Genomic DNA, 19,991 nt, shown 5'->3' with positions numbered 1-19,991 from the left:
CCGTAGGGCGAATAAAATGAGTTTCATCCGGTATTAACGGACCTAACGGAATTTGATGTGGTTATGATAAATAACACTTCAGCTTTATAACAAACAGCGAAGCTATTATTCCCGCTCAGTCGAATCAGACAGATTGGCAACGCGCTTGCCGACCCGAAACAAACTCCACGCCAGCACGACCACCATCAAGGTGATGACCAGGCCCAGAAACCACGAGCTGTTCAGCAGTTTAGCGACATTGAAGTGTTGTTCGCCGATTGTGGCCTCGGTTTCCGGCCCCAATCCGGCTCGGTTGCTTGGGTAACCGCGGCGTAATAATTCCTGGATCGGTGCGGTGTCATAGTGCGGCGCCTCAGCTGCTTCGGCGCCGTATTTAATTTGGTAGCCCAGGCCGGTTTGCGGTAAGAACAGCAATTGGTAGCCGGGACCGGTGCCGGCGACGGTGTTGATATGCAGTTCCGGGTTGTCCTGGTCACGAATCACAATGCGGTAGCGCGTTTGCCGTTGTTCCGGAAAGCCGATGGTGGTTTGTTCGCGGTTGATGTCTTGATAATGTAGGGCTTCCAGGGTGCCGGTGCCGATGGTGCGCATTTGGGTTTCCAGCCCTTGCGTCAGCGGGATTTGTACTTCGGCCTGGCGGCTGAAGTTTGGGGTCATAATTTGCAGCTTCAAACCGTTCAGCGGTTGCCGTAGCGTGTCGACATCGATGACCGTGGCTTTTTGCTCGGCGTCGAGTTTGATTTTAAAACCGGCCGGGTAATCAAATTGTTGATCGGTGTCGGCAACCGTTTCGCTGGCGTTGTGCCAGAGCTCGATACGCTCGACATGCAGCGGTTCCTTGATTTGTTGCGTGGTTTCCTGGCGTTGCAATTCCTCGCCGCCGCGCACGGTGCGGGTCAGTTCCAACAGTTCGGCAACCCGGGTTTGGCTGGCTTTGGCGACGACGATTTTGAACTGGCGGAAGCTATTCGCCGGCAAAGCAACGTCGCGGTTACCGACACTCATGTAACGCGAATAGTCGTAAATCTGCGCGCGCTCGACCAGCAGTTGCCAATTCTCGCCGTCGTTGGAACCGTGAATTTGCAAGGCGTATTCGAAGTCGCGCTGGTCGGTGATCAGGCTCAGGCCATCGGCGTTTGCGGCATTTTTGTCCAGTTGCACGGTCACGACGAAGCCTTCGTCCTCGTCGCCGAATTTTTGCAAATCGACGGTTTTACTGGTGCTGGCTACGCGCTTACTGACCGTTTTTTGGCTGGCGATTTTTTGCAGCAAATACGGGGTTTCGACGCCGTTTTGATCGACCAGGCGCAAGTCGCGAAAATCGGCGGCGGTGTTGGCATACACCGCACTGTCCAGCGGCACGGCCAGCAGGCTTTGTTGCCCGTTATCCTGGGCCAGCACCGGCCGGCTGAACCGGTAAGCCGGTGTTTCGTCGGCCCAAGCCTGGGTCAAAAACAGCCCGCATAACACTGCAAATTTGGCGATCATGATCATGTTTTGTTTTCGGTATTGCCGATAAAAGTTTGTTGATAACGCATGTAAAAAAACGCGCCGCCCAGCGCCAGCATGCCCAGCACGATAAAGGCGACGATCCGGTAAATTTGTTCCAGCCGGGCCAGGTCGATGAAAAACACCTTCCAAGCTACCAGGGCAAATAACGCTAGACCGACCAGGCGCAATACGGCAATTTGCCGCTTGATGCCGTTGAACACCAAGGTCAACGCAAATATCGACCACAAGATCGACACGCCACCGGAACGCAAACCCGGCACATAGTGATACAACAGCGAGTTAATTTCCAGACTTAAAAAGGTAAATAACAAGACCAGCGCCGCACCGCCTAGCCATTGGCGGATATTGCCGCTGTCGGTTTCGTGGTCGGCCAGGCGGCGTAAGGCAAACAGTAAAAAGGCTATGGTCGCGGCGAAATCCAGCAAGCGCATCAAGGCCAATTCAAACGAGTAGCCGCCGCCGTAACGCAAGGTCCAGACGCTGTCGCCGACGCTAATATGGCCCAGCGTCAAATCCCAGGAAGGCAGATCGAATAACAGCATCTTCAGGAATACGCCGATCAGGAATAGCCTTAATGCCTGTAGCAGCCAATCGCCCGCACCGGCTACGTAACGGCTCAACAATAGCCAGCACATGGCTAGCCATACCAGGGTCAGCACCGGCAATTGCAAGGGCGGATACAGATAGGCAAAGCTGCGGAATAATTCCAGTTGCAGCACCACAAACAACAGCCCGCCGCCGACCAATAAAATGATTTGCAACAGCAGATTGTCTTTTAGCCATAGCGGCACATCGTTGCCGGCATCGCAAGCCAGTGGCGAGGCGGGCGCCGGTTTTTCGATCAGGGTATACGCCAAGGCCAAAGACAAGATGGGGATACCGAAACTGATGACCCGTTCCAGCAAACCCAGCAAGAAGGCGCCGAATGATTGCTGGCTATCCATTTGCATGCCGTATTGGCCGGGCAAGTCGATGAAACAAAAACGCACCAGCACCAGTGCGTAAAGCAGATACGCCACTTGTTGTAAAAACGCGCTACGCAACTTGCCGGCCATCCACAACATCACCAAGGCTTGCAGCGACCAACTGACAGTGATCCATTGATTGGACAGCAGCAAGGGCAGGGTGATGGTCACGAAGAATGCCGCCAGGCCGATGAAGCTGATCAGCAGTTCTTTGTCGACGACCTTCCTGGCCAGGCAGTAATAAACATGTGCTACATAGAATGCCGCCAGGGCCACGGTCAGCAGCGCGGTCCAGATCTGGCCGTAGGCTTCGTCTATCAGATGGTAGGCCGTGCCGAAAAAGATTGCGGCATTGACGATCATGCCAATTAAATCCAGCAAAGTGGATTTGGTTTGGTTGACCAAGCAGAACAAAAATACAGTCGTCGAATACAGCACAAAAAAGCCGGTCAAGAACGGTAAAACTTGCCAGAAATAGCCGACCTGATAATTCTGCATCGAGCCGAAGAACAGCAGGTAATTAAAGAAAAAGCTCAGGAAATTTAACAAGTGCCAATGCTTGTACCAGTTGATCGCCAAAATGCCGGTGCCGAGCATCAGCATGTAACTAAACAAGCCGGGGAAGTTGACCTGACCGGTGGAGAGCATGATCGGCGTGCAATAGCCGCCGATGATGGCAAAGATGGCGACCAACATCGAATCCAGCTTGATCGCCAAAAACGCCGCGCAAGCGGTGACTAAAATCATCAACGCAAACGTCGGGTAAACGTCCAGCAGATGGTAAAAACTGTGCGCGGCAAATACGCTGAAATACAACACTGCAATGCCGCCGCCCAGCAAACCCTGGCTGAACAGATGGTAGGTACCGCCGACCAAGCGCACGCCGCCGACAATCATGCCGACGCCGGCCAGTACCGATAAGGCTACCCGCGCTTGTTCGCCCAGCAGGCCGTTGTCGATGGAATATTTCAGGAAAAAGCCGATGCCGGTGACTAAAATCAACACGCCGATGCGCAGCAACCAGTTGCTGGCTACCGCGTATTCCATCGCCACGCCTTCCGGGCGGTGGCCTTCACCGACGATGATCCAGTTCCAGATTTCTTTAAGGATTTTCTGCGCCGCCAATTCGAAACGGCTGGGTTCGGCGGGTTGCCAGGTGTTTTGACTCCAGGGATTTTCCTGGGTTGGCTCTGCAATCGGTTCCGGCGGCGTTGGGGGGGGCGGTGGCACCGGTTCGGTAGGGAGTTGGCTGTCGGTAATGTCGAATATCACCTGTGCCATTGCCGGCGTTTGCGCCTCAAATAAGGCGGGTTGCGGCGGCGTTTCGCTGGTGGGCATTTCTCGCGCTTTTGCCAGCTCGCGCAGCAGTTTGCGGTCTTCGCGCAGCGCGGCTTCTATCTTACGCAAGGTCTGATTAAGGTCATCCTGGTTACGTTTTTGGCGGCCCATTAGAACGGTCAACATCGCGATGATGACGATGGGCACCAAAACCAGGACAAAAGCGATAAAACCGAAGAAATCGTCCACGGCAACTCTCCAAGGCTGGGCAAACGGCAGGTTATTGGGGTTATCAAGCAAGCTTTTCAGGTTACGGCCGGGTCTTCTGCGTGACGCAGGCAAGGCGCTGGGTTAAGCGTCAAGTGGTAAAAGTAGTCGTATTCGTGAGCGGCGTCACTATTCAGAATAACCGCTTGTCGGGCGGATTGCTATATCCAGCGCGTGTGGTAGGGATTTGTTCTATGCTTGATGCATGGATTACAAGGGTCAGCTTAAGATTACATATAGATTTTCCGGAAGCTGCCGACAACCCAAGGTGTATCACCACACACTCCAATACATTGGCTCATCTCATGAACAAGAACTCCACAATCCAATCCAAAATATTGCTAAGTATCGCCAGTGTATTTTTGTTGCTGATGTTTGTCAGCACACTGTTCATGGCGGAAAGGCAAAAAGACATGATACAAACGCTGGCGACCGATAAAGCTCGGGATATTGCCAACAGCTATTTCGACGGCGTGAATACGCTAATGCTGACCGGCGCGATGGCGCAGGGTGAAGTATTGCGCGAAAAAGCCCTGTCGCATGGCAATGTCACGGAAGTGCGCTTAATTCGCGGCAAGCAGATTACCGATTTTTACGGTCCCGGTAAAACCGAGCAAAGACCCCTTGATAATCTGGATGATCGCGCGCTGACGGGGGAAAGCATCATTCAACCGGGTAACGACAAAAACGGACGCCTGATCACCGTGTTGGAGCCGATCAAGGCTAGCGCCAATTTTCGCGGCACGAATTGTCTGACTTGTCATACGGTGAGCGAGGGGACGGTGTTGGGGGCGGTGCGGGTGAGTTTTTCGTTGGCGAGTCTCGATGCGCAGATCAATCGCGATTTGGTGATTGCTTCGGCCATTTCCTTGGTGATGTTCGCCGGCGGCCTGTTGCTGGTCAACATGTTGATGCGCAAGATTGTAGTCAATCCACTAGTGACCATGCGCGACACGGTTAACGCTATCGCCGGACAGTCGGATTTACGCCAAAGGTTGCAAATCGATTCCGGCGACGAAATCGGCCAGGTCAGCGAGTCGTTTAATACCATGTTGGCAAATTTTGCCGGTAGCTTGGGACAGGTGTCTTCGGTCAGCCAGCAATTGGCGTCCGCAACCAACCAAATATCCGGTGTGGCCCGGCAAACCTCACAAGCGGCCACGCAACAACGTAGCGAAACCGAGACGGTGATTCAAGCGATACACGAACTGGAAAATTCTGTGCAGGACGTGCGCGGCGGGGCGACCGGCGCGGCGCAAGCCTCCGTGGAAGCGGACCAGGAAGCCGCGCAAGGCGCGGCGACCACTAAAAATGCCATCAACGGCATCAATGAGCTGGTGAATGAAATCGACCGTGCCGCCGAAGTGATCAAACGCCTGGATCAAAAAAGTAACGGTGTCGGCGCGGTGTTGGATGTGATCAAAGGCCTGGCCGAGCAAACCAATCTGTTGGCCTTGAACGCCGCCATCGAAGCCGCCAGAGCCGGCGAGCAGGGGCGCGGGTTTGCGGTGGTGGCCGATGAAGTCCGCACCTTGGCTACACGTTCGCATAAAGCAACCGAAGAAATTCAAAGCATCATCGATCAATTGCAACGCGAAGCCAAAGACGCGGTGACGGTGATGAACAATGCCAAAAACAGCGCCGAGCAGCGCCGTGAACAAGTGCAAAGCGCCGACCAGGGTCTAAGCGCGATTGCCGAACGGGTGACGCAGATCCGCGAATTGAACTCGCGGATGTCGCAAGCGGCCGATAATCAAAGCCGCGTGGCGCAGCACGTGGGGCAAAGTATTGCCAATATCGGCCAACTGACCGAACGCACCGCGCAGGATGCCGCACAAACCAATGCCGCTAGTAACGAATTGGTGAAATTGGCCGCGCAATTGAATGAGTTGGTGAGTCAGTTTAAGCGATAGTCTTGTTCAGCTGCGATTGACACCGGTATCAGCGTGCTTATATAGTCCGACCTATGAGTAATCCTATCAATACAAAAAACAGACACCTATGGCTGTGGGCATCGCCTACCGCCGTGGTGTTTGCGTTTTTCTAAACAATCAAGCAACCGCGGGTCTTGCCGCAGTTGCTTCGACACTCGCCTAAGGCCCGCATCACTCAGGAGGCCCAATGGCAACGACTAAATCCACCACAGCATTCAACCGCAACCGATTATTCGGCTTTGCCCTGGCAACCCTGGCGGCTATCGGTTTTTCCGGCAAAGCCATTTTGGTCAAACTGGCGTATTACCAGCCGGTGGATGCGGTGACGCTATTGGCCTTACGCATGCTGTTTTCCGCGCCGTTTTTTTTAATCGTTGCGTGGCGGCATGCCGGCCAAAAGGATCTGAGGCTATTAAACCGGCGAGATTATCTGGCTCTCTTGATATTGGGCTTTCTGGGTTACTACCTGTCCAGTTTGTTTGATTTTATCGGCTTGCAATACATCTCCGCCGGGCTGGAGCGCTTGATTCTGTTTCTGTATCCGACCATGGTCGTCGTGCTGTCGGCGTTGCTGTTGGGCAAACCGTTTGGCCGCAAGGAAGTCGTGGCACTGGTGCTCAGTTACGCCGGCATCGGCGTGGTGTTTTTCGACGAAATAAATATTCAGTCTGAACATCTGTTGCTGGGAGCCGGCTTCGTGTTTGCCAGCACCTTGACTTACTCGGCTTATCTGATCGGCACCGGCGAAACGGTTGCCCGCATCGGTGCTTCACGCTTTACCGCTTACGCGATGCTGGTGGCTTGCGCGGCGACGCTGCTGCAATTTTTACTCACCCATCCGCCGCAGGCTTTGCTGCTGCCGATGCGGGTATATCAATTGAGCTTGTTGATGGCGATTTTCTCGACGGTGCTGCCGGTGTTCATGCTGTCGGCAGCGATCAAGATGATAGGTTCCAGCCACACTTCGTTGATCGGCTCGCTGGGGCCGGTGGCAACCTTGTTTATGGCCAGTTATGTGTTGGGCGAAGAATTGACGCCCGCGCAGATAGGCGGGGCGGCGTTGGTGATGGTTGGAGTATTGAGTTTGTCTTGGAAGTGAGGGGCCGTTAATCGGGCGCCAAGCCGCCCGATACTAACATCTCCCGCGCATGCGCCAAGGTGTTTTCGGTAATGGTCACGCCGCCCAGCATGCGCGCGACTTCATGCACGCGCTCGTCGTCGCTGAGGCGGTGAACCGTGGACGATGTCACCGCCGCTTTTTGATTCTTGGCGACAAATAAATGCTGATGCGCTTGCGACGCGACTTGCGGTAAGTGAGTGACGCACAATACCTGGCGGTTGAGGCTCAAACGCCTGAGTTTTTGGCCGACGATCTCGGCGATGCCGCCGCCGATGCCGGAATCGACTTCATCGAAAATCATCGTTGGCGTGGTTTTATCGGTGCTGGTGGTGACCTGGATCGCCAAACTAATCCGCGATAACTCGCCGCCGGATGCCACTTTTGCCAACGGCTTGGCCGGCAGACCGGGGTTGGTGCTCACTAAAAACTCAATGCTGTCCACTCCGTTGCGTTGCGGTTCGGTGTCGTCCGCCGTGCGGAGATTGACGAGGAACTCGCCGTGCGGCATGCCCAATTCCTTGATGGCGTCGGAAATGCGTTGCTGTAACTCCGTGCCGGCTTGGCGGCGGTTGGTGGACAATTCGCTGGCCAGTTTGCGGTACTGGCTTAACAGCCGCTCGCAATCGGCATTCAAGCTTTCGATGCGTTCGCTGCTGTGGCTGAGGTTATCCAGTTCTGTGGCAAAGCGCGCGGCCAATTCCGGCAATTCTTCCGGCTGGATTTTATGCTTGCGGCTTAGCGATTGAATCACGCCGATCTGGTTTTCCAGCCAAGTTAGTTGTTGCGGATCGGCTTCCTGGTTGTCTAGGAAGCGGCGCAATTGTTGGGTGGCTTCGCCGATCTGGATTTCCGCATCGCTCAATAACTCGGCAACACCGTTCAACTCGCCGGCATATTGGGCCAGTTCGTTGATGGCATGAATCACATGGCCCAGCATGTCGGCCACCGATTGTTGATCGTTGTCGTACAAAATATCCAGTTGCTGTTGACCGACGACGAGGATTTTGCCGAGGTTGGCCAGCTTGTGATGCTCGTCCGCCAAGGCTAGGTAATCGAAATTTTCCAAATCCAGTTGCTGCAACTCGTCGAGTTGATAACGCAGTAATTCCTCGCGCTCGGCCTGATCGCTGCCGGCTTTTAACAATTGCTGCAGTTGCTTATGCGCCTGTTTCCAGTTTTGGTAACAGTTATTCAGATCGTCCAGCAAGGTTTGGTTGCCGGCGAAGCCATCCAGTAGCCGGCGTTGTTCTTCGCTGTCCAGCAAGGTCAAATGCGCGTGTTGGCCGTGGATTTCCACCAGTTGCCGGCTCAGGCCTTGCAGGGTTTGCAGGTTGACCGGCCGGTTATTGATGTAGGCCTTGGAACGGCCGTCGTCGCTGATGGTGCGGCGGATCATGCACTGGCCGTCATCGTCCAGTTCGTTATCGATCAGCCATTGTTTGACCAGCGGTGCCTTGGATAGATCAAATTCGATATTGACTTCGGCGCGCTTGCTGCCCGGCCGCACGTAGCCGGAATCGGCGCGGTCGCCCAAAGCTAATCCTAAAGCAGTCAGTAGAATCGATTTGCCGGCGCCGGTTTCGCCGGTCAGCACCGACATGCCGGGATCCAGATCAAGGTCCAGCGCGTCGACGACGGCTAGGTCGATAATATTCAGGTTTAACAGCATAGCCTTAGGCGGGGTAGCCGCTCCAGTTGAGTTTGCTTCTTAGGGTATGGAAAAAATCGTGATCCGCGGGATGCAAAATTTTAATCGGTTTGGCGGCTTTTTTGATGACGATTTTGTCGTTGATCCGCACGTCCGGAATCTCCATGTGGTCGCAAGTCACCAGCGCATTGATCTGTTTGGTCTGGCTGAAACGGATTTCAATGACCACGTTGTCGTCGATGACGATGGGACGATTGGACAAGGTATGCGGGTTCAACGGCACCAATACCAGCGCGTTCAAAGCCGGATGCAGAATCGGGCCGCCCGCCGATAGCGAGTAAGCGGTAGAGCCGGTCGGCGTGGCGACGATCAGGCCGTCCGAGCGCTGGGTATTCAGATACACGCCGTCGATGCTGGTGACAATCTCGATCATGCTCGGCGTCACCCAGCGGTGTACCACCACCTCATTGACGGCCGTTTGCTGGTGGATGATTTCGTGATCGCGGATGATATGGGTGCTGAGCATCTGGCGCTGCTCTGTCTTGAACTCTCCCGCCAAAATCTTATCCAGGCGGCTGGACAATTGTTCCGGCGAAATATCCACCAAAAAGCCCAGCCTGCCGAGGTTAACACCCAGCAGCGGCGTTTCGAAATCGGCAGCGGCGCGGGCCGCGGCCAGAAAAGTGCCGTCGCCGCCCACGGCGATAATCAAGTCGCACAATTCCGGCAGGCGCTCGATATGCACGCCATTTATATTTTCACCGGCTATTAACTCCGCGCTTTGGCTGTCTACGACAATGTCGTGACCACGGGTTTTTAGGTAACGGAAAAGTTCGTTCAGCGTCACGGCAATACCGGGATCGCCGCATTTGCCGATGATACCGATACGCTGGAAGGGGCTTGGCATGATTGGGTTGGTTAATTTTGAGTAAGTTCGATTATAGGGGATTGTGTTTTTATTCGGTAGCCTTGTGTGATTTATGTCGCTGGCGCGACGGATTGATTTAATGTCGGTTCGCGGACCGACAACCGCGACACTTTCTTTTGTTTGGCCAAAATAAAGTGTCCAAAGAAAAGGCCACCCGGATGCCGCTTTGATCCTGCGCGCCGAAGCTTTCGCCGGGGGTTGACGAAAGGGGCTTCCTGCCCCTTCGTCAACGTGCGGCATCCCTGCCGCACCCCTTCGGGCTGATCCCGCCGAAAGCTCCGGTGCTCGGCGCGGCATACGGGAGAGACTCCACTCCGGAATTTATCGTTAAGTAGGCTAAATTGCTCTAGTTCCCACGTGTCACGTGGGAACTCAGATTTACCGCGCTGCGGTGCATTTGTGCCGCAGCGCGGCCAAGCCCTGCATTACCACGCGGCGCGTGGGAACGAGGAACGGCCATTGTTGTTGGCAACCGCGAATGGCCGATCGCAGTAAATCCCGTGCCGCATCGTTTGCCAAAATCGGCGCCCGCCGCTCCGTTACCACGGTAAAGAAGTAAGAACCGCCCGGTATATAACAGCGCCGATAATTCGCCATCGCGAACCCCGTTTGCAGAAATCCAGGTAGCGAATTGTGGACGGTTTTAAACCAATCGGCAATCCAACGTAGGGTACGCACCGCGTACCGAAAGATGGGCGTCCTAATGTTGGAAGCCAGAAGGTACGCGGTGCGTACCCTACGCGGCTCAATCATCTCTGGGCAATCCTTTCACGACAACTTGAACAAACAATTCACCGAGATGAGATATTCCGTAAGTTTTGTTGACGCCGCTGGCGCGGATCGCCGGGATACTCTCAATCGTCGCAAGCCCAGCACTCACAAGCATATCTCCAATGTAGCCCTCAAGACTAATTGGGTTTGCCATCTTTTCGAGTAATGGTAGATCGGCAACAAGACAGCGATCCACCGCGGTAGCTAAGCGCTGAAATGTGGAAAAATCGAATTCATCCCTTACGTACCCCGTAAATGCGCGCGCCAACAGGCTGGCTTTCTGAAGGTCATCGAGTTTGTCCAAAAGCGCTAGAACGGTTTCAACCGTGCGTTCACGTAATTTCTTGTCCTCTTCTAGCTTGAGCGCAAAATCCTCTCGTTGTTGTTGCGGTATCGAAGAGAGCTCGGCAAGAAACTTTCGGATTTTCTTAGCAAATACATAACCCTGCGCACCAACTGCAACACTATAGAGCTTTGCAACTGAACCAACTATAGGAATGTCTTTTACAACGCCATCATCAAGCAAAGCGTCAAGTGAAAATTCGGCAGCCTCTTGAATCAAATCCTTACCGCCCTTGTTTCCAAGGACAGATAACAGAGACTCTTCTAGTTCGCCATCACGCATTGGTTGCCTCAAAACAAGTAACAAGTAACTAAATGTATCTGTATATCATCCAAAACTAACAGATACACCAGATGAATTTATCTAAACACCAAAAAAAGGCCGGTTCCCCGGCCTTTCTCAATTCAAACAACTTACTTCAACAACCCCTGCAACAACCCATTCAACTTATGCACAAACGCTGCCGGATCGTCCAACTGGCCGCCTTCGCTGAGGATAGCCTGGTCGAACAAGATGTGGCTGATGTCGGCGAACCGGGTGTCGTCTTGCTCGTTTTTCAGGGCTTGGACGATGGCGTGATCCGGGTTGATTTCGAAGATGGGTTTGCTGTTACCGCCCATGCCGAACATGCCGCCGGCGTGGCCTGCTTCCTTCATGATCCGCTCCATGTGCAGGCTCATGTCGTAAGCGCCGGTCACTAAGCAGGCCGGGGAGTCGGTCAGACGGTGGCTGATTTTGACTTCGCTGACTTTGTCGGCCAGTACCTCTTTGAGTTGTTTAACCACGGATTCGAAGTCCTTGCTGACTTCTTCCTGGTGTTTTTTCTCTTCTTCGGTATCGAATTTGTCCAGATCCAGCTCGCCTTTGGCGATGGATTGCATGTGCTTGCCGTCGAACTCGGTCAGGCTCGATACCAGCCATTCGTCGATACGGTCAGTCAGCAATAATACTTCGATGCCTTTTTTGCGGAACACTTCCAGATGCGGGCTGCTTTTGGCGGCGGCGAAGCTGTCGGCGGTGATGAAGTAGATTTTCTCTTGTCCTTCCTTCATCCGGCTGACGTAGTCGGCCAGCGACACGTTCTGGGTTTTGTCGTCGGTATGGGTCGATGAGAAGCGCAACAGGCCGGCAACGCGGTCCTTGTTTTTGTGGTCTTCAATCGGGCCTTCTTTGATGACGTTACCGAATTGCTCCCAGAATTTTTGGTATTTCTCCGCGTTGTTTTCGGCCAGGTCTTCCAACAATCCCAAGACCTTTTTAACCGCACCGCCTTTGATGGTGCTGATCTGCTTGCTTTGTTGCAGGATTTCGCGCGAGACGTTCAGCGGCAAGCTGTCGGTGTCGATCACGCCGCGAACAAAGCGCAGGTAGCGCGGCATCAATTGCTCTGCATCGTCGGTGATGAAGACTTTCTTGATGTACAGCTTGACGCCGTGTTTGGCGTCGCGGTCCCACAAATCGAACGGCGCGCGGCCCGGTACGTAAAGCAACAAGGTGTATTCGTTGGTGCCTTCCACCTTGCTGTGGACGTGAGCCAATGGATCTTGGAAGTCGTGGCCGACGTGTTTGTAGAACTCGTTGTACTGTTCTTCAGTGATGTCGTCTTTAGACTTGGTCCACAAGGCCGAGGCGCTGTTGACGGTTTCGTCTTCGACGCGGGCTGGCGCGGTCTCGTTGCCTTCGTCGTCTTTCTCTGCCGGGATTTCCTTGCTCATGATGATCGGCAGGGAGATGTGGTCGGAGTATTTTTTGATGATCGAACGCAGTTTCCAGGCGCTTAAAAATTCGTCTTCGCCTTCTTTTAAATGCAAGACGATTTCGGTGCCTCGGCCGGCTTTGTCGACCGATTCGATGCTGTATTCTCCCAGACCGTCGGATTCCCAGCGCACGCCGTCGCTGGCCGGCGCGCCGGCTTTGCGGGTGGTCAAGGTGACTTTGTCGGCGACGATGAACGATGAATAAAAGCCCACGCCGAATTGGCCGATCAGTTCGCTATCCTTAGCCTGGTCCCCGGTCAGCCTTTCGAAGAAGGCTTTGGTGCCGGATTTGGCGATGGTGCCGATGTGGTCCTGCACTTCTTCGCGGGTCATACCGATGCCGTTATCGGTGATGGTGATGGTCTTTTTGGCTTCGTCGAAATCGACGCGGATTTTCAGTTCGCTATCGCCTTCGTACAGGCTGTCATTGGCCAAGGCTTCGAAGCGCAATTTGTCGGCGGCGTCGGAACCGTTGGAGATCAGCTCGCGCAAAAAGATTTCCTTGTTGCTATACAAGGAGTGAATCATCAAGTGCAGCAAATGTTTTACTTCGGTTTGAAAACCAAGGGTTTGTTTGTTTGCTTCAACAGTCATGTCTATACTCATTTGGTTGTAAAGTGGACTCGGGCGAGTTGGGGATGATAATTTTATTTTTCAAGTCCGCCCGCTACGTGGATTTTATGGAGCCGATTTCTTGAGCGTTTTATTAGCCTTTCTGCCATGAGTTTTAGTTTAGCAGGCAAAAGTATCCTGATTGTCGAGGACAATCCCGTGTTTCGGAAAGCGATGCGCGACATGCTTTATAGCTTGCAAGCCGTCACTGTTGTCGAAGCGGATAATGGCATAGCCGCGATCAATGCCATGAGCAAAAGCAGTTTCGATATTGTGTTGTGCGATTACAACCTGGGTGTGGGTAAGAACGGGCAGCAGGTGCTGGAGGAAGCCAGACACCGGAATTTAATCGATTATCGCTGCGTGTTTGTATTGATCAGCGCCGAGCAGACTACCAGTGCGGTGTTGGGGGTTATGGACAGCAAGCCCGATGAGTATCTGACCAAGCCCTTCAACGCGCAGCAACTAATGAGTCGGCTGACACGGAATTTTGCCCGCAAGGAATTTATGGCCAGTGTCGACAAGGCGTTAGCCGCTGGCGATTTGTCTAAAGCCATTCAGTTATGCGATGCACTATTGCTGTCCGGGGACAAGAAAATGCATTTGCATTTGCTGAAAATGCGTGCCGAGTTGGCGATTTCCGCGGGTGATTTCGATAAGGCCAGGCAGATATATCATGAAGTTCTGGAGCATAGAGAACTGCCCTGGGCGCGCTTAGGTTTGGGCGTGATCGATTTTCAAAACAATAACATCGAACAAGCGATTGCCGGTTTTCAGAGCCTGGTGGCTGATAATCCGATGTTGATGGAGTGTTACGACTGGCTGGGCAAGGCCTACGAAGCATTGGATCAGTACAGCGACGTCGAAAGTGTGTTGCAGCAGGCTTTGCAATTGTCGCCGCAATCGATACTCAGGCAAAAAAAACTGGCCGAAGCGGCGGACCGGAACGGCAATCTGGAAACCGCCGAGAAGGCCTATAAGTCGGTGGTGAAGCTGGGCAAGCATTCCGTGCATCGTTCCTGCAGTGATTTTGCCGGATTGGCCAAGCTTTATGCCAAAACCAATGCCGCGGACGAGGCATTAAAAACGCTGGAGGAAATGCGCAAAGAATATGCCAATCATCCCGAGGCGGAATTACGCGCCTCGACTGTGGAGGCGGATGTGTATAAAACGCTGGGTAACGACGAGTTGTCGCAGAAAGCGTTGCTAAAAGCGGTGGATATATGCAGCCGCTTGGGTAATAAAGCGCCCAGGGACTTGCAGTTGGAAGTAGTGAAAACCTGCTTCCTCAGCGATGAACACGATAAAGCCGAAGAAATACTTTACGATCTGATTCATGCACATATCGACGACGAACAATTTTTGAACGATTTGCGCCGCATGCAAAGCGGCATTGGCATGGATAATCACTCGGAAATTCTGATTCAAAAAACCAAGCAGGCTTTGATTGCGACTAACAACAAAGGGGTGGCGCTTTATAAACAGGGTAAGTTTTCCGAAGCATTGGATTTGTTCGAACAGGCCATTCTGACTATGCCGGATAATAAAACCATCATCGTGAATATGTTGAAGATCATGATTCATGATTTGAAGGTTAATGAGTTTTGCGAAGAAAAAAATCAGCGCATCAGAGCTTTATTTATTAAAGCCAAGCAAATTGGCGTTGATCCACATAAGCTGGGGATATTACAAATGGAGTATGCGAAATTGCGGCAGTCTCAAGCGGTCAAGGCTTAAAACCATGCAAACCCATCCTAAAAACAACGATTTGTTTCCGACTATTCTCGCGTCAACCGTTCACGATATAAAAAACTCATTGGGTACCTTGCTGGAGCTGGTTAGGCAAACTGCTGCCAAACAAGACGGCCCATCCGCTGAGTTAAATCAGTTGGAATTCGAGGCGGCTCGCATTAATCACAGTCTGATGCAATTGCTGGTGATGTATAAGGTCGATTCGCAAAAATTTAGTTTGGATCTCGAGGAATGCTCGGTAATCGATATCATCTATGAAGCGATTCATCAGCAGGCGCGCTTGAGCGGATTGCACAATATCGATCTGCAAGTGGATTGCGGTGCTGATGTGATTTGCTATTGCGACTATCCCATCATCAGCAATGCGCTGGCAGCTGTCTTGAATAATGCTTTGCGCTATACCCACAAAACCGTTTTGATTGCCGTGACTGAGGAGGACGGCTATCTAACCATCGCCATCGAAGACGACGGTGCGGGTTATCCGCCTCATTTTTTAACCGCGGACTTAAACGATACGGCCGAATTGGACTGGGTGTCGGGAAATACCGGCCTGGGTTTGTATTTTGTGTCGGTAATGGCCGGCCTGCACAAAAATGCCGGGAAAAACGGATTTGTGCGGATCGACAACGAAAGTCGTTTGGGTGGGGCGAGGTTTAAACTTTTTTTGCCTTAAGGATTGCAGAATCATTAGACACTGAAGGATGGTACTAAGGTACAATGGCCCCGATAATAATAGCGTTTTTCGTCGGGCAGACGGTTAGAAAAAATAAGAAAACTTTAAAAATGAGTATTTTAGTCACCGGTGGGGCCGGGTTTATCGGCAGCAATTTTGTATTGGATTGGTTGGCGCAAAGCGACGAATTGCTCGTCAATTTGGATAAATTGACCTATGCGGGTAACTTACAGAATTTGGCTTCGCTACATGACGATGACAGGCATGTATTTGTTCAAGGTGACATTGCGGATTACGATTTGCTGCTGAGTTTACTGCAAAAGTACCGGATTCGGGCCGTGATCAATTTTGCTGCCGAATCACATGTTGATCGTTCCATCCACGGACCGGAAGATTTTATTCAAACCAATATCGTCGGCAGTTTCCGTTTGTTGGAAGCGGTACGGCAATACTGGAACAACTTGGAACAGCCGGCCAAGCAGGTTTTCCGTTTACTGCACGTGTCTACCGACGAGGTTTACGGTTCTTTGGAAAAGTCCGATGCGCCGTTTGCCGAAACCAATCAGTATCAACCCAATAGTCCTTATTCCGCCAGTAAAGCCGCTAGCGACCATTTGGTGCGTGCTTATCACCACACTTACGGGTTGCCGGTACTGACCACTAATTGCTCCAATAATTACGGCCCTTATCATTTCCCGGAAAAACTCATCCCACTGTGCATTCAAAATGCCTTGTCCGGCAAAGCTTTGCCGATTTATGGCGACGGTCAACAGATTCGCGATTGGTTGTATGTGAAAGATCATTGCAGTGCGATTCGCCGTGTGTTGGAATCCGGCAAGCTTGGCGAGGTTTATAACGTCGGCGGTTGGAACGAAAAAGCCAATCTGGATGTAGTCAACACGCTATGCAGTATTCTGGATGAGCTGCAGCCGCGTAGCGACGGCAAATCCTATGCCGAACAGATTACCTATGTCACCGACCGGCCTGGGCACGACAGACGTTATGCCATCGATGCCGGCAAGTTGGAACGGGAGCTAGGCTGGAAACCGGCGGAAACCTTTGAGACCGGCATTCGCAAAACCGTGCAGTGGTATTTGGATAACCAAGCCTGGGTTAGCAATGTGTTGTCCGGTGACTACCAGTCCTGGCTCGATAAAAACTATGCAGGGCGCACTGCGTGATCAATGCTTTGCATGGTTGAGTGAATGAAAGTTTTATTGTTCGGTAAAAATGGCCAGCTGGGTTGGGAGTTGCAACGCAGTTTGGCGCCTTTGGGCGAATTGCTTGCGCTTGACAGATTCGACCAACATTATTGCGGCGATTTAAGCAACCCCAACGGGATTGCCGAAACGGTTCGCGCGCTGCGTCCCGATGTCATCGTCAATGCTGCTGCCTATACCGCAGTGGATAAGGCCGAGTCGGAAAGCGACTTGGCGAATACGATCAATGCGGTGGTGCCGGGAGTTTTGGCGGCAGAAGCCAAACGTATCGATGCCTGGTTGCTGCACTATTCGACGGATTACGTATTCGACGGCAGCGGTGATAAACCCTGGCGGGAAGATGATCAGGTTGGGCCGTTGAATGTCTATGGGCAAAGCAAATTGGCTGGGGAACGTGCCATTCAAGCCAGCGATTGCCGGCATTTGATTTTTCGGACCAGTTGGGTTTACGCAGCCAGAGGTAATAACTTTGCCAAAACTATGTTGCGCCTGGCGCAAGAACGGCAACAGCTGTCGGTGATTAACGATCAAATCGGTACGCCAACCGGCGCCGAATTGCTGGCGGATGTGAGTGCCCACGCTATTCGTCATGCCTTGAAAACACCTGAAGTGGCTGGTGTTTATCATCTTACCGCTAGCGGCGAAACCAGTTGGTACGATTACGCACATTTGGTGCTTGATTATGCCCGTCAAGCCGGGCTGGCGCTGAAAACCGACAAACAATCGGTTACGGCAATTCCCACCAGCGCTTACCAAACGCCGGCGCAGCGGCCATTAAACTCACGTATGAATACTGAAAAGTTGCAAAGCGTGTTTGATTTACAACTGCCGGCTTGGCAAAAGGGTGTCGAGCGAATGTTGTCTGAACTCTACGGGAAGTGACTATGAACCAGCGCAAAGGCATCATCCTGGCCGGAGGATCCGGCACCCGGCTGTATCCGGTAACCAAAGCGGTTTCCAAACAATTGCTGCCGATTTACGACAAGCCGATGATTTATTACCCGCTCAGCACGCTAATGCTGGCCGGAATTCGCGATATTTTGATCATTTCCACGCCGCAAGACACCCCTTTGTTTCAGCATTTATTGGGTGACGGCAGCGATTGGGGGATTAATCTGCAATATGCCGTACAACCCAGTCCCGACGGGTTGGCGCAAGCTTTTATCATCGGCAGGGATTTTGTCGGTTCGCAACCCAGTGCATTGGTATTGGGTGACAACATTTTTTACGGCCACGATTTACACGTTCAATTGGAACGCGCGACCGATCAATCCTCAGGGGCAACGGTTTTTGCCTATCATGTCAATGACCCGGAGCGCTACGGTGTCGTCAGCTTTGATGCTCAGGGTAGGGCAACTTCGCTAGAGGAAAAACCGACGCAGCCAAAAAGTAATTATGCAGTCACCGGTTTGTACTTTTACGACAATCAAGTCGTCGATATAGCCGCCAATTTACAGCCGTCGCCGCGCGGCGAGCTGGAGATTACCGACGTCAATAAAATGTATCTGGACCTAAATCAGCTTAGCGTCGAAATCATGGGTCGCGGCTATGCTTGGTTGGATACGGGTACTCATGCCAGTTTGATCGAGGCCAGCAATTTCATCGAAACCATCGAAACCCGGCAGGGTTTGAAAATCGCCTGTCCGGAAGAAATCGCCTGGCGTAGCGGCTGGGTTGGCGATGAGCAAATCGAAAAATTGGCCAAGCCATTGGCGAAAAATGGCTACGGCCAGTATTTACTGGGCCTATTGAATAAGCAGGTGTTTTAATGCAAGCAACTAGACTTGCTATACCCGATGTCGTTTTATTTTCACCAAAAGTATTCGGTGACGAACGTGGTTTTTTCTTTGAAAGCTTCAACCAAAAAATTTTTCAGGAGCTGACAGGATTAAGTGTCAATTTTGTTCAGGACAACCACTCCAAATCTCAAAAAGGAGTGTTGCGCGGATTACATTACCAATTGCCGCCTAAGGCGCAAGGCAAGTTGGTGAGGGTGGTCCAGGGAGAGGTGTTCGATGTGGCGGTGGACATTCGTAAGAATTCCCCTACATTCGGAAAGTGGGTCGGCGAGATACTTTCTGTGGAAAATCGACAGCAAATGTGGATACCGGAGGGATTTGCGCATGGCTTTTTAACGTTGTCCGAAACAGCCGAGTTTTTATATAAAACCACTGATTATTATGCGCCCGAATATGAGCGTTGCATTACCTGGAATGATGCAGATTTGAAAATCGCCTGGCCATTTGAGGGCGTGCCGCAACTTTCGAGCAAGGATTTGCTGGGCGCAACGTTCAAGGATGCCTGTTAGCCTAACATTTAACATGTTTATATCCGCCGGGCTGGCACTGCAGCATGCAGTTTATCGCTGCCGCTTGGTTTGATTTCAATAAAAGAGGAAGTTATATGAATAAAAGAGAACGCTCAATGCTCGACCTTTTAAAGAAGGGAAAGCAGGAGTATGGATACGAAGGCATTAAAGCCGAGTTTGAAGCGGAAGGTACTAGAACGGACGAGCTGTTGAGGCTGATTGAGATAGTGCGCAGAGCTGACCTGAAAGTGGGTTTGAAGATTGGCGGTTGCGAAGCAATGCGGGATTTATTAGAGAGTAAGTTAATTGGTGTGGATCATATCATCGCGCCGATGATTGAAAGCACTTACGCGCTGTCTAAGTATATAGACGCGAAGAACAAAGTATTCACGGAAGACGAGCAGCAAGATACTGATTTTTTATTCAATATTGAAACCGAACAAGCGTTTCAAGTGGTGCAAAGCTTGGCCGATCAAGCTAGGCAAGATAACGGTGTCGATGGCATGGTGTTTGGCCGTGTAGATTTTTCCTTGTCACGAGGTTATTCGAGAGATGCCATTAATCAGCCGCAAGTAACGGAATGTTGCATTGCCACTGCCAAAGAGTGTAAAGAAAAAGGTTTGGATTTTGTAGTGGGCGGCGGTGTTTCCATTGATGCATTACCCGCATTAAAAGAAATTAATCAGGTTCACCTTACCCGATTTGAAACCAGAAAAGTCATATTTTCCGGTCATTCGTTAGACAAGCCGGATATTGAAAAGGGCTTGTTAAACGCTGTGCATTTTGAGTTACTTTGGTTACAGAATAAACGCGATTATTACGACATTATTGCCAAGGAAGATCTGTCTCGAATAGCGATGCTTGAGGGACGTTGGAACGTATTAAGAGATAGCAATTAATTCG

At 52.0% G+C, this 19,991-nt stretch carries 16 protein-coding genes; 9 read left to right on the top strand and 7 right to left on the bottom strand.

All coding sequences use genetic code 11. From position 1 onward, the window contains the following. Positions 1–105: 105 nt before the first annotated feature. Both JWZ98_RS14650 and JWZ98_RS14645 read right to left on the bottom strand, forming a co-directional pair. A complete protein-coding gene (locus tag JWZ98_RS14650) occupies positions 106–1,488 on the bottom strand; it encodes a hypothetical protein (RefSeq protein WP_240348000.1) in 1,383 nt (460 codons plus the stop codon). Positions 1,489–1,490: 2 nt separating this feature from the next. Continuing rightward, the gene (locus JWZ98_RS14645) at positions 1,491–4,004 is read right to left on the bottom strand and encodes a DUF2339 domain-containing protein (protein ID WP_205450657.1); all 2,514 of its coding nucleotides are present in this window, start codon (positions 4,002–4,004) and stop codon (positions 1,491–1,493) included. Between the two features lie 323 nt (positions 4,005–4,327). On the opposite strand from JWZ98_RS14645, the gene JWZ98_RS14640 reads away from it, so the two are divergent. After that, the gene (locus JWZ98_RS14640; RefSeq protein WP_205450656.1) at positions 4,328–5,935 is read left to right on the top strand and encodes a methyl-accepting chemotaxis protein; all 1,608 of its coding nucleotides are present in this window, start codon (positions 4,328–4,330) and stop codon (positions 5,933–5,935) included. Positions 5,936–6,143: 208 nt separating this feature from the next. Next, positions 6,144–7,055: a DMT family transporter gene (locus JWZ98_RS14635; protein WP_205450655.1), complete on the top strand. Its 912-nt coding sequence runs from the start codon at positions 6,144–6,146 to the stop codon at positions 7,053–7,055. Between the two features lie 7 nt (positions 7,056–7,062). On the opposite strand, the gene recN is transcribed toward JWZ98_RS14635, so the two are convergent. From recN to htpG, 5 genes are all read right to left on the bottom strand, one after another. Further along, positions 7,063–8,745 carry a DNA repair protein RecN gene (gene recN / locus JWZ98_RS14630; protein WP_205450654.1) on the bottom strand — a complete coding sequence of 561 codons (1,683 nt, stop codon included), beginning with the start codon at positions 8,743–8,745 and terminating at the stop codon, positions 7,063–7,065. Between the two features lie 4 nt (positions 8,746–8,749). Further along, positions 8,750–9,631: an NAD(+) kinase gene (locus JWZ98_RS14625; protein ID WP_205450653.1), complete on the bottom strand. Its 882-nt coding sequence runs from the start codon at positions 9,629–9,631 to the stop codon at positions 8,750–8,752. A gap of 399 nt (positions 9,632–10,030) precedes the next feature. Then, positions 10,031–10,330 (bottom strand): hypothetical protein, encoded by a 300-nt coding sequence (locus JWZ98_RS23230; protein WP_240347999.1) that lies wholly within the window; start codon positions 10,328–10,330, stop codon positions 10,031–10,033. A gap of 67 nt (positions 10,331–10,397) precedes the next feature. Then, on the bottom strand, positions 10,398–11,048 hold the full coding sequence (locus JWZ98_RS14615; protein ID WP_205450652.1) for a hypothetical protein: 651 nt from the start codon (positions 11,046–11,048) through the stop codon (positions 10,398–10,400). A gap of 131 nt (positions 11,049–11,179) precedes the next feature. Next, entirely contained in the window at positions 11,180–13,117 is a 1,938-nt protein-coding gene (htpG, locus tag JWZ98_RS14610) for a molecular chaperone HtpG (RefSeq protein ID WP_205450651.1), read from the bottom strand. A gap of 126 nt (positions 13,118–13,243) precedes the next feature. On the opposite strand from htpG, the gene JWZ98_RS14605 reads away from it, so the two are divergent. The 7 genes from JWZ98_RS14605 to JWZ98_RS14575 all read left to right on the top strand — a co-directional run bounded on the left by JWZ98_RS14605 (position 13,244) and on the right by JWZ98_RS14575 (position 19,987). Then, a complete protein-coding gene (locus JWZ98_RS14605) occupies positions 13,244–14,872 on the top strand; it encodes a tetratricopeptide repeat-containing response regulator (protein ID WP_171695825.1) in 1,629 nt (542 codons plus the stop codon). A gap of 4 nt (positions 14,873–14,876) precedes the next feature. After that, positions 14,877–15,560 (top strand): HAMP domain-containing sensor histidine kinase, encoded by a 684-nt coding sequence (locus tag JWZ98_RS14600; protein ID WP_205450650.1) that lies wholly within the window; start codon positions 14,877–14,879, stop codon positions 15,558–15,560. Positions 15,561–15,670: 110 nt separating this feature from the next. Continuing rightward, positions 15,671–16,741 carry a dTDP-glucose 4,6-dehydratase gene (gene rfbB, locus JWZ98_RS14595; protein WP_205450649.1) on the top strand — a complete coding sequence of 357 codons (1,071 nt, stop codon included), beginning with the start codon at positions 15,671–15,673 and terminating at the stop codon, positions 16,739–16,741. A 24-nt stretch (positions 16,742–16,765) separates the two neighbouring features. Further along, the gene (rfbD, locus tag JWZ98_RS14590; RefSeq protein WP_205450648.1) at positions 16,766–17,662 is read left to right on the top strand and encodes a dTDP-4-dehydrorhamnose reductase; all 897 of its coding nucleotides are present in this window, start codon (positions 16,766–16,768) and stop codon (positions 17,660–17,662) included. A 2-nt stretch (positions 17,663–17,664) separates the two neighbouring features. Further along, on the top strand, positions 17,665–18,549 hold the full coding sequence (rfbA, locus tag JWZ98_RS14585; RefSeq protein ID WP_205450647.1) for a glucose-1-phosphate thymidylyltransferase RfbA: 885 nt from the start codon (positions 17,665–17,667) through the stop codon (positions 18,547–18,549). Beyond that, positions 18,549–19,088 (top strand): dTDP-4-dehydrorhamnose 3,5-epimerase, encoded by a 540-nt coding sequence (rfbC, locus tag JWZ98_RS14580; RefSeq protein ID WP_205450646.1) that lies wholly within the window; start codon positions 18,549–18,551, stop codon positions 19,086–19,088. Before rfbA ends, rfbC begins: the two co-directional genes overlap by 1 nt. 95 nt (positions 19,089–19,183) lie before the next feature. Then, positions 19,184–19,987 (top strand): aldolase/citrate lyase family protein, encoded by an 804-nt coding sequence (locus JWZ98_RS14575; RefSeq protein WP_033155744.1) that lies wholly within the window; start codon positions 19,184–19,186, stop codon positions 19,985–19,987. Positions 19,988–19,991 lie beyond the last annotated feature (4 nt).

It is taken from the genome of Methylomonas sp. EFPC1 (assembly GCF_016925515.1).
GTDB lineage: Bacteria > Pseudomonadota > Gammaproteobacteria > Methylococcales > Methylomonadaceae > Methylomonas > Methylomonas defluvii.
This window is presented reverse-complemented; position numbering and strand designations above follow the sequence as displayed.

Coding starts and splice junctions, on each gene's coding strand:
- JWZ98_RS14625 (WP_205450653.1), bottom strand. CDS start 9,631: ATGCCAAGCCCCTTCCAGCGTATCGGTATCATCGGCAAATGCGGCGAT.
- JWZ98_RS14615 (WP_205450652.1), bottom strand. CDS start 11,048: ATGCGTGATGGCGAACTAGAAGAGTCTCTGTTATCTGTCCTTGGAAAC.
- rfbB (WP_205450649.1), top strand. CDS start 15,671: ATGAGTATTTTAGTCACCGGTGGGGCCGGGTTTATCGGCAGCAATTTT.
- rfbC (WP_205450646.1), top strand. CDS start 18,549: ATGCAAGCAACTAGACTTGCTATACCCGATGTCGTTTTATTTTCACCA.
- rfbA (WP_205450647.1), top strand. CDS start 17,665: ATGAACCAGCGCAAAGGCATCATCCTGGCCGGAGGATCCGGCACCCGG.
- JWZ98_RS14575 (WP_033155744.1), top strand. CDS start 19,184: ATGAATAAAAGAGAACGCTCAATGCTCGACCTTTTAAAGAAGGGAAAG.
- JWZ98_RS14640 (WP_205450656.1), top strand. CDS start 4,328: ATGAACAAGAACTCCACAATCCAATCCAAAATATTGCTAAGTATCGCC.
- JWZ98_RS14650 (WP_240348000.1), bottom strand. CDS start 1,488: ATGATCGCCAAATTTGCAGTGTTATGCGGGCTGTTTTTGACCCAGGCT.
- JWZ98_RS14635 (WP_205450655.1), top strand. CDS start 6,144: ATGGCAACGACTAAATCCACCACAGCATTCAACCGCAACCGATTATTC.
- rfbD (WP_205450648.1), top strand. CDS start 16,766: ATGAAAGTTTTATTGTTCGGTAAAAATGGCCAGCTGGGTTGGGAGTTG.
- JWZ98_RS14605 (WP_171695825.1), top strand. CDS start 13,244: ATGAGTTTTAGTTTAGCAGGCAAAAGTATCCTGATTGTCGAGGACAAT.
- recN (WP_205450654.1), bottom strand. CDS start 8,745: ATGCTGTTAAACCTGAATATTATCGACCTAGCCGTCGTCGACGCGCTG.
- JWZ98_RS14600 (WP_205450650.1), top strand. CDS start 14,877: ATGCAAACCCATCCTAAAAACAACGATTTGTTTCCGACTATTCTCGCG.
- htpG (WP_205450651.1), bottom strand. CDS start 13,117: ATGACTGTTGAAGCAAACAAACAAACCCTTGGTTTTCAAACCGAAGTA.